Origin of the sequence: Clostridioides sp. ES-S-0108-01, from assembly GCF_020662285.1 — a bacterium.
In the GTDB taxonomy this organism is placed as follows: domain Bacteria; phylum Bacillota; class Clostridia; order Peptostreptococcales; family Peptostreptococcaceae; genus Clostridioides.
The window spans coordinates 1-10,161 of the sequence record NZ_JADGMN010000040.1 but is presented as its reverse complement, the minus strand read 5'-3'; the positions used below and the strand labels follow the sequence as shown (position 1 = coordinate 10,161).

11 protein-coding genes are annotated in these 10,161 nt (G+C 25.6%); 2 read left to right on the top strand and 9 right to left on the bottom strand.

The annotated features are described in order from the left end of the window. Positions 1-867: 867 nt before the first annotated feature. The 3 genes from IR152_RS19180 to IR152_RS19170 form a co-directional block, all read right to left on the bottom strand. Positions 868-1,305, bottom strand: a complete 438-nt coding sequence (locus tag IR152_RS19180) for a hypothetical protein (protein WP_227453438.1) — start codon at positions 1,303-1,305, stop codon at positions 868-870. Between the two features lie 67 nt (positions 1,306-1,372). After that, positions 1,373-2,074, bottom strand: coding sequence for a DUF4367 domain-containing protein (locus IR152_RS19175; protein WP_227453437.1), 702 nt, complete (start codon positions 2,072-2,074; stop codon positions 1,373-1,375). Then, positions 2,067-2,612 carry an RNA polymerase sigma factor gene (locus IR152_RS19170; protein WP_227453436.1) on the bottom strand — a complete coding sequence of 182 codons (546 nt, stop codon included), beginning with the start codon at positions 2,610-2,612 and terminating at the stop codon, positions 2,067-2,069. Before IR152_RS19170 ends, IR152_RS19175 begins: the two co-directional genes overlap by 8 nt. A gap of 122 nt (positions 2,613-2,734) precedes the next feature. On the opposite strand from IR152_RS19170, the gene IR152_RS19165 reads away from it, so the two are divergent. Together IR152_RS19165 and IR152_RS19160 are read left to right on the top strand one after the other, a co-directional pair. Further along, positions 2,735-3,463 (top strand): hypothetical protein, encoded by a 729-nt coding sequence (locus IR152_RS19165; RefSeq protein WP_227453435.1) that lies wholly within the window; start codon positions 2,735-2,737, stop codon positions 3,461-3,463. Between the two features lie 25 nt (positions 3,464-3,488). Beyond that, complete coding sequence (locus tag IR152_RS19160; protein ID WP_227453434.1) at positions 3,489-3,731, top strand: hypothetical protein; 243 nt, start codon at positions 3,489-3,491, stop codon at positions 3,729-3,731. Between the two features lie 222 nt (positions 3,732-3,953). Here IR152_RS19160 and IR152_RS19155 read toward each other — a convergent pair whose 3' ends face one another. The 6 genes from IR152_RS19155 to IR152_RS19130 all read right to left on the bottom strand — a co-directional run. Next, positions 3,954-4,730: a hypothetical protein gene (locus IR152_RS19155; protein WP_227453433.1), complete on the bottom strand. Its 777-nt coding sequence runs from the start codon at positions 4,728-4,730 to the stop codon at positions 3,954-3,956. Positions 4,731-4,882: 152 nt separating this feature from the next. Beyond that, positions 4,883-5,113 carry a hypothetical protein gene (locus tag IR152_RS19150; RefSeq protein ID WP_227453432.1) on the bottom strand — a complete coding sequence of 77 codons (231 nt, stop codon included), beginning with the start codon at positions 5,111-5,113 and terminating at the stop codon, positions 4,883-4,885. 705 nt (positions 5,114-5,818) lie between these two features. Then, positions 5,819-6,424 (bottom strand): peptidoglycan-binding domain-containing protein, encoded by a 606-nt coding sequence (locus tag IR152_RS19145; protein ID WP_227453431.1) that lies wholly within the window; start codon positions 6,422-6,424, stop codon positions 5,819-5,821. 61 nt (positions 6,425-6,485) lie between these two features. Further along, a complete protein-coding gene (locus IR152_RS19140; RefSeq protein WP_227453430.1) occupies positions 6,486-7,493 on the bottom strand; it encodes a M56 family metallopeptidase in 1,008 nt (335 codons plus the stop codon). Positions 7,494-7,496: 3 nt separating this feature from the next. Next, positions 7,497-7,880, bottom strand: coding sequence for a BlaI/MecI/CopY family transcriptional regulator (locus tag IR152_RS19135; RefSeq protein WP_227453429.1), 384 nt, complete (start codon positions 7,878-7,880; stop codon positions 7,497-7,499). A gap of 1,364 nt (positions 7,881-9,244) precedes the next feature. After that, the coding region (locus IR152_RS19130) for a M56 family metallopeptidase (RefSeq protein WP_227453428.1) at positions 9,245-10,161 on the bottom strand (917 nt) is incomplete at its 5' end.

The window sequence follows — 10,161 nt, the reverse complement described above, 5'->3', positions numbered from 1 at the left end:
TCCCTCATTTTCCAAAACTCTTTCTTGCCTACTATTATCCTGTTTTCTTGTACTTACTCTCTCATATCCAATTATCATAATCATATCCCCCGTTTATCTTGTTATAATAATTATATAATATATTTTTTGTTCGGTCAAACTATATTTTCTGCTTTTACAATACCGAACATATTTTATTGTTGATTTCCAATGATTAGATGTAAAAATAGCATAAATATTAAGCGTACGGTCAAACGTTGGTTTTTCCGAACACGAACATGCAACCTATTTTTTAAACAATAAGTATATCTTTATACATATTAAAACTATTTCTAAAATTGTTTTTACTATTTTGGCTATTTTTTTAATCTTAGCTTTTTTCTTTGCTCTAGCCATTTTTTTAGCTTTAGTTCTTTTTATAAAAAACACCTCCTTATCTTGCTATTTGCATATGATAGATTCCGAGGTTTCTTTTTATAACTTTTATTTGTATAACTAAATATTTTTTTCAAGCTGCCAGATATTTAAAACAAAAAAATGGTACATCAATAAGTTTTATATTTTTATACAATATAATTCTTACTGATATACCATTTAAAAACCTCAACTAAGAGGCTAGGGGATGATTGTATAATCATCACATAAGTTCTACTAATTATAGGGTTTATACTTAGATAATAGCAAACACTTTGTGTTTTTTCTACATTTTCCTATTTTTTCCTCACTGGTAAAATATGCTAATTTAGATATAATAAAAAGCTTCAATAGTAATCAAACTATCAAAGCTTATATTTATCTAATATCTATTTTCTAATTTTGATTGATTTAGATACTTCTGTAGTAGTTTTCAAAATGTTTTTTAACTCTTGTAAGTGTATTCTTCTTTTATTAATATTTTTGAGATGTACTTATTAATGTTTTTGACTCATTTTCAGCAGTAATTATTGCAACAGCTCTATAAGTGTATCCTTTTGTCACAGAATATGAGTTTAAAACAGAACAAGTTTTTCCTCCTGTTTTCTTCGTAGATGTTTTTAAATTTACCCAACTTCCACCTTTTAATTCTTGTAACTTAGTTACAATAGATGTTTTAGTTACTCCAGATTTTCCAACAACAGAAGCATTTACATTTGCTTTTCCATTAGAAAATGATAAATTACATCTACCATTTAATATATAAACTGAAAAAGGACTTATTTCTTCTTTACCATCTTCCATAAAAATAACATCAGATGAATTAAGCTGTTCAGCAAAACTAACAACATTTACTGACATTATCATTATCAATACACATACAAATATTGAGATTATATTTTTTACTCTCATTAAGTACCTCCTTATAAAATCTTATATATCAATATAACAACTAACTAGTACTATTTTAGACAAAAACTTACTTAATATTTTTTGCAATTTTAATAAATTCTTTTTTATCTTTCCTAGTTATTTTTTTTGTAGGTAGCTCTTTAGATAACATATAAATATTATTTTTGTCATGCCACAATAATTGTTGAGTATTTCCTTTTTCAACATACTGTGCATACTGATTATTAAATGTTATATTCTCAACAAAAGCATCCTCTGTATCCAAGACTATAACATCCCTAGAATATAACATCATTTGATAAATTATATAGTTATCTAATTTATCTTTATATGATATTGATAGATAATTTTCCTCCTCAATTCTCTCAACTTCTTTATATCCAGTAGAAATGTATTTAGGCTCTATATATTTAAATGATACATTTGATTTATGAGGGTTTATAAAATTATAGTCTGTAAATTCTTTATATACCTTCTTCATTATTCTCATTAAATTTTCTGGAAAAGCTTCTGTTTTTATAGTAGTTATAGTGACTATACTTGATAAAATTATTATAAAAACAATAGCAATTCTTTTTAAGTTTTTATAGGAATTCTTTTTTACTTTTTTCTCATTTTCTTTTATAATTTTATCCATTTTATTCTCAAATTCTATAGAAAATTCATAGTCAATATCTTCATCACAAGGTAATTCATACAGCATTTTTTCTTCTATATTTGGAAGCTGTTCGTATAATAATTTTTCTATATCTAATTTATCTTTATTCATTTGATAATGCCTCCATCTCGCTTAAAATTTTTTTTAATTTTTCTAATGCTCTTTTATTTCTCTTATACAAATTAACCTCTTTTATATTCAATATTTTAGAAATTTCTTTGATAGAAAAACCATGACTATATTTTAAGAGAATCACCTGTAAGTCTGTCTCTGATAGTTTTTTTAAAGCTTCTCCTAAATAACTATACTCACCTAACTTTTCAATCGATAAATCTAAAAAGTTAAATTTATAGCTCTCATCATTAATATTATTTATTTCCTCTTTTTTTCTTTTATTATATATATTTATTGAAATCCTTTTTACTATAATAACAACAAAACCTTTAGTTTTTGGACTATTCACATCACTTACTTTATCAAGATTATCAATTATTTTTAAAAATGAACTATGAACAGCATCCTCCGCTAAAACATCATCTTTTAAAATTTGATTGGCTACATAAAACATTAACCTCTTGTATTTAATATATATTTCTTCAAATTTAATTCTTTCTTCTTCTGAATCTATAATAGCTAAATATATTAACATAAATTATTCTCCCTTAAAAAAATTATTCTTAAAAAAATTATATATAAATACCTAATAAATGTCTAAAAATAAAAACTTCATTTGTTATATATATAATACAAACATAAAGGATGGTGTTTTATATGAAATCAAAAAGAATAAACAGAATGTTAGCAACCACAATGACAATGGCAATGCTAGCAATGCCAGCAGTAACAGCAACATCATATGCAATGGAATCAACAGGGTTAGGTACAGAATATACATATAATAATGAATCTAAACAACAAGAAGAGTGGATTAAATCATTCGATACTGAAACAGGAAAAGAAATATTATTAAATAAAACTACTAATGAAAAAGTTTCCGAAGTATATGAAACTATAGATGGAAAATTGATTAAATTAAATATTAATGAAGCACTAGAAAAATTTAATTTAAATGAGGAAACTATCATAAAATCTCCTAAGTTTATTTTTGGAGCATCAAGTGTTAAAAAAATTACTGGTTCCGCACGCAAAATATCACAAGATGTATCAGGTGGAAAACAAGGTGCTACTATATCTATAGGAAATTCAACAACTGTAACTGAAAGTTTTACTGTGGGTGGAACTACAGAAGCAATAAAGGCAGCAGTAAGAGCAAATGCAGGATTTACATGGAGCAAATCTTTAACAAGAAGTGTCACAACTACACACAAAGTACCTGCAGGTAAAATAGGATATGTAGCATTTAAACCATATTATAAAGAAGTAAGAGGTACAGTAAATGGAATACTTGCAGGAACTTCTATAACTCAAAAAATAGTAGCAAAAAGTCCTCTTAAAGTAGGAGAGGTTTGTGATGGCTTAGAATATCTTGCATACAAATAATAAATAATAGAAAGAGTTGATTAAAATGGAAAATAAAAACATTTACTTAAAGGTTAGTTTAATATTAGCAGTATTAGGCTTTATAATATTATTTCTTAATAATGACTTAGCATTATCACTAAAAGCAACATACTTAGCTGATAAAGGTTTCAAAGAGATAATTGAAAATCAAATATTTAAAAACTATTCCTATATGTTTTTAATAATAGGTGGTGTGTTATTTTCCATAGGAATTTATAACTTAACCAAACTGAAAGAATCAAATTAATAAAAAATAAATACAATAAAAGGACTTATAAATTATAAGTCCTTTTATTGTATTTATTTTGCTGATACTCTCAATAAATTTACAATTCTGTTTCCACTCTTTCATGGTCTTACTACCTCTCTCTTACTAAGAATATTTTGAATTTTATCTATACAACACCATAAACTTGTACCTTAAAAAAAGAACAGAACTACGTCCCCCTTAATACAAAGACCCATTTCATTAAACTTTTTGTTTTTTCAATTTCAACTCTCTTATTATCTGTGATACTCTACCTTTTGTCAGTTGTAATTTTTCTGATATTTCAACTTGTTTGTAGCTTTTTTCATAAAATTCTTTAACTAGTTTTATTTTATCTTGCTTCTCTTGCTCTCTACTTGTTAATCCATTCTCATTTCTTCTATTTTCTTGCCTTCTTATATTATTCCTTATGTACTTTTCTTTTTTACCAATTATTGATTTAAGATGTTTTTGTTCTTCCTCTGTTATTCTCAATAAATCTATTAATGTACTATTCTTAAATTTATATTTTTTGCCCTTGTACGCCGTTTCTGCACTCTTTGTATGTGGGTTTACTTCATTCTCCCTCAACGGCTTTACAAACTGTTTATTTAGCTCTAAGGTACATTCTAAAGCTTGTACCTCATCTTCCATGAAGCAACAAGTAAAATATCTATATAAAAATAAAGTTACCTCTCTACACCCTTCCATATCATAACTTCTAAGTTCGCATATTTTTATTAAGTCATTAAGTCTTGCATGATATAAGCTATATTCATTAAATAAACTAATAACCTTTTTGGGTCTACCTTTACTTTTCTGTTTCTTTTCCTTTAGCTCTGGTAAATAATTTTCTTGTATCTCTTTCAAAGTATAGGTATATCCATCATAATCAATTATTTTAACTTCTGTTTGTGTCTTGGAATTAATTGTTCCTGTTTTTTTGTTAATTTTCTTTGATATATAGTTAAGTGTGGATATACTATCTTTTAAAAGCATTGCATTGTTAGAATTATTTAGTATCTCTATTACTTTTCCAACATTGATTTTATTGTATAACTTAACGTTGTATTCTGTTTGTACTTTTTGCTTATATTCGATTACATGATTATATATTTCAAACTCTAATTTTGAAGGTGTTGCCGTTATGTCTAATCTACCTTTACACTTGTTAGTTTATTATTTAAGCTCTTTATTGCTTTACTTCTGAACGCATCCGTGTAGGTCTGATGTATTTCATCAATAACTATTATGTATTCACTTAAATCCTCTTTTAGAAGTTGTTCAGTTTTATCCCATGTCATAGCTACTAACTTGTTTCCCTCTAAAGCGTGTTTAGTAGGTATCTTATCATATGCACCAGCTATTTTATATTCGACCATAGTTTGTTGGACATTACTATTTATAGGTTTTGTGATATTTAGGTATAACTATGTCCAAGCCTAAAACTCTAAGCACCAAGGTATTGAATTTGTAGGTGAATGTCAATAGATAGTTTAAAAAATAAAAAAACATGAACAAAATTCTAAATAGGACAAGTCCCCTCTGACTTGGCATATTTCTAGATACTAAACTGGCGTAACAATCGTTTTGGTGAGTTTTGCTAGTGATTATATATTGTTAAAAGATAGAGGAAATTTTATATTAAAAAATATGTGTTTTTTGTGGTCTGATAGTGGTCTAAATGTGTATTTTTTAGTGATTTTATGCCCCCCCAAAAATGACCTATAAATATAGATAGTATTTTGATTTTAACTAAAGAGTTTTACTAGGCTTTGCTTAGTTCTCCATATTCATGAAATTTATGTAATATGGGGACAAAAACTCCTTATGCTCTTTTTTTAAGGATAATTTTATAAAACGGAAAAATAAAAGCTTTTAAAAATGAATTAATGAAGTTCAAAAAGAAAGCTAGAAGTACTTAGAAAGTCGCACAGAGGCTTAAATACATATTATGAATTGTAAATATATGTATTTAAAGTACTTAGTAGCCGTAATTACTGTTAATATAAAAAAAGCTTACTGTGTTTAAACAATAAGCTTTTTAATATGTGAATTTTTAATTGTAATCTTATTAAACCTTATTATTAAAGTCTTAAGACTGATCTAAATGTTTGCCATGTACCTAATCCAACTATACCATCAGAAGTTAGACCATTACTACTTTGGAACATTTTAACTTTGTTATATGTATCACTACCAAATATGCTATCTATTCCTACAGAATAACCAGTTCCTTTTAATAGTAATTGTACTAAATGAACTGGGTTACCTCTTGTTACATATCCATAACCTACGTAAGTAGTTGTATATACTTTGTAGTTTCGACTTCCAGTAACTTCAAAGTATGTATCTTTGTAATAAATATTAAAAGTGCCATATGTAGATATAGAATCATCTATGTTGTAAGTTTGTTGATACTTGTTCATTTCATCCTTAGGAACAAAAATTTCTGAATCTGCTTTAGGTGTTATGCCTAGTTCCTTACAATTTTTATCATAGTTATCTTTTAATTCTTGTGGTGCATTTTCATACTTGAATGTGTAACCGTCAATACTGAATAAAAAACTGGAATCTTTTGTAGATTTATTAATTGGTTTATTACCTACAAATGAATCTGCAAATATAGTTGTACTACTTAATGTAACTAAGCATAGTGCAATAGATAATATTTTTTTTGTTTTTTTAAACATGATATCCTCCTTGGTATTTTAATATATTTAAATTCCTATTTGTATTTGTAGGAATTTTTTATTAATCATCTGTATTAACTTGAACTAAAAATTCACGTTTTGAATTATTCTCAATCTTGGTATGTAATTGTTTTGGAATTTGATGTACTAATGAATCAGAACTAAGGGACTCAAATTTTAAATATGTGATTGAAGATAATAAACATAAGATTAATACTATTAAAATACCTTTTCGAGTTTTTATATGGACAATATTATCTAATCTTTTTTCTAAGTTTGTCTTATAGAATTCTGTCATTAATACATTTTTTACTTCATTGTTGAATCTAGCTGAATTAATTAATGTTAAGCCATACAACTGTTGTTCTTTTTTTGAGCTATTTTGCATAACTATTTCATCACAATGTAATTCACAATCTTCACTTATTTTTCTACTCATCAGATATACTAAAGGATTAAACCAATACAAACATCTTAGAAAAGCCATTATAAATTTAATAAGGTTATCTCTATTTTTGACATGTATTAATTCATGTTTTAAAATCCAATAAATTTCATGGACATTATAAGAATTTGTTAAAAGCACATATGGTTTAAATAATCCTAAAACACAAGGACTAGATATATCATAAGAAAATCTTAGAGTAACATTTTGCTTTACATTTAATTCAATCTTTAAATTTTCAAATATAGAATTTATTTCAATGATATCGACTTCTTCAGATAAATCAATTAAGAGATTTTTTTCCTTGTTATATTTTACAAAGATATTAACTAACAAAGATAATGCTACGAATAACCATACAATTGATAATAAAAATAATATAGTATTATCAACTGTTCGTGTATTGCCATATGTATTAAGTTTATTAATAATAGTTTGATCATTGATAAAAATTGAATAGGAAAATGTAAAAAATAGCATTTTAAAAATCACAATTAACCAAATATAATAATTAAATCTCTTATTAAAAATTCTAAATATACTAATTTTTAGTAAGAGAAAAATACAAATTATAGTACTTGATACTATTGTTGTATTTAAAAGACTTTTAAATATTTGAATCATTTTTTATTTCCCTTTCAAGTTATCAAAGTAATTATTGAAACAATCATAAATTAAGTCTAGTTCTTTATCTTCAACCTTTTTTTCATTTATTGAAGAAACAAGACTTACAATTGAATTATCATGTAGCACATTTAAAAAGTCTAATGTTTCAAACTTTAGATAATCATCTTCTTTTACTATTATCGTATAATGAGTATATCTGTCAAGTTTTTCAGCAGAAAGAAATTGTTTTTTTACAAGTCTTGATAAAAGTGTAAGTGTAGTTGTTTGTTTCCAACTATATTTCTTTTCCATTGATTCAATTACCTGTTTAGATGTAACTGTGTCATTTACCCCCCAAATAAATTTCATAACCTTTAATTCTGCATGTGGTATTTTTTTTATCATAACTTGTCCTCCCCTTGTATTAATTTAATAATACTATAAAAATAAAATAATGTAATAAAATATTTTATTAATTTTAATATAGTTATTAATGCTACTGACATTAAACTGACGAATAAGCTTTATGTTAATACATAATATATGTATATGGACGTTGAAATTACTAGTATATGTTAAAGCATAGCATATAATTAAATCTTTTATGCTCTTTTCTAACTACATGGTTAATAGCCTTGTAAGTATTGCAATGAATTATATACAAGACTTTCAAATGTGGAATTGTCGTTTTGTAAAAAAAGTTACCTAAAATAGTAAAAAGTATTCTAAAGAGGAATTAAAGAAATATTTTAAGATGTTAGAAGTTCTAAACATAGCTACTGCAATCATTTTTACTTTTCACAAAACAAACAAATTGGATAGTCTGATTAAATTATTAGACAAAAAAATAGAGAAAATTATGGAAAAATACTAGTAAATTTTAATAACTAGAATTATAATTAACTTATATCAAAAAATTGAATATAAAAAAGACTACTATTCCCTTTAATGTTTGGTAGACATTAATTGGGATTAATACCAACTATCTAGACCATAGTAAGTAAATAGTAATCTTTTAACTATAATTTAAAATACCAAATGTTTTGGAAGAACATAGAGTATATAAAATATAGCTATTATCTTCTTAGATATACATAAATTATAAAAGATGTGTACATAAAAATCAAGATGATAAACTTAAAAGATAAAATTACAAGCTTTGTTCAAGATAGTTGGACAAGGCTTTTTTTAAATGGTTTTATAGTGGGAGGACGTTTGACCAAGTGCAAACCGAAAGACTCGACAGAGCACAGGGGTAGCCAACAAAACGTTTGGGTTAGCCAACTGCATATATGCGTGTCTAGTACCATGCAAAAGGGCAGAGAGTAGTGACTCGATACTACAAAAATAAAAAAGCGAGGGGTGGAGCTTCTTTGTGGAGCATCTATACATCTTACTGTTGGGGGAAGCGATAGAGGGCATTAAGTTGCAAAAGAATAGATGCTATGACTGTACTAGTCCTATAAAATGCCGATATACTGGGCAAAGGAAAGTTATCCTACGACTGTTTTGTAGGGTAACTATGTCCAATTTTAGCCTCTACCTAGGCAAATTAGTCAAGTACTTTGGATGAAAAAAGTTTCTGCGTTTGAAAGGAGCTTTTTGGACATAGTTATATATACTTATCATGTCTTTTGTTGAATTATTTATATTTAAAAATTCTAATCAAGGTTTGTAGCAGATGCAAATTTTTGCCATGTTGCACTACCAACAATTCCATCAACAGTTAAACTAATATATTTAAATTCCTACAAATAGGAATTTTTTTATTAATCATCTGTATTAACTTGAACTAAAAATTCACGTTTTGAATTATTCTCAATCTTGGTATGTAATTGTTTTGGAATTTTATGTACTAATGAATCAGAACTAAGGGACTCAAATTCTAAATATGTGATTGAAGATAATAAACATAAGATTAATACTATTAAAATACCTTTTCGAGTTTTTATATGGACAATATTATCTAATCTTTTTTCTAAGTTTGTCTTATAGAATTCTGTCATTAATACATTTTTTACTTCATTGTTGAATCTAGCTGAATTAATTAATGTTAAGCCATACAACTGTTGTTCTTTTTTTGAGCTATTTTGCATAACTATTTCATCACAATGTAATTCACAATCTTCACTTATTTTTCTACTCATCAGATATACTAAAGGATTAAACCAATACAAACATCTTAGAAAAGCCATTATAAATTTAATAAGGTTATCTCTATTTTTGACATGTATTAATTCATGTTTTAAAATCCAATAAATTTCATGGACATTATAAGAATTTGTTAAAAGCACATATGGTTTAAATAATCCTAAAACGCAAGGACTAGATGTATCATAAGAAAATCTTAGAATAACATTTTGCTTTACATTTAATTCAATCTTTAAATTTTCAAATATAGAATTTATTTCAATATTATCAATTTCTTCTGATAAATCAATTAAAATATTTTTTTCTTTAAAATAATTCATAAATGTACGACCTACCAAAATAATTGCTACGAATAACCATATCAGTGATAAAGAAAATAAAGTAGTATTATTAGTTGGCAATAGATTGTTATAATTATAAATTTTATCAATAAAATCCTTATCCTCAACAAAAACTGAATAAGTAAACATAAAAAATAACATTTTAAAAATGACAATTAACCAAATATAATAATTAAATTTTTTATTAAGAGATT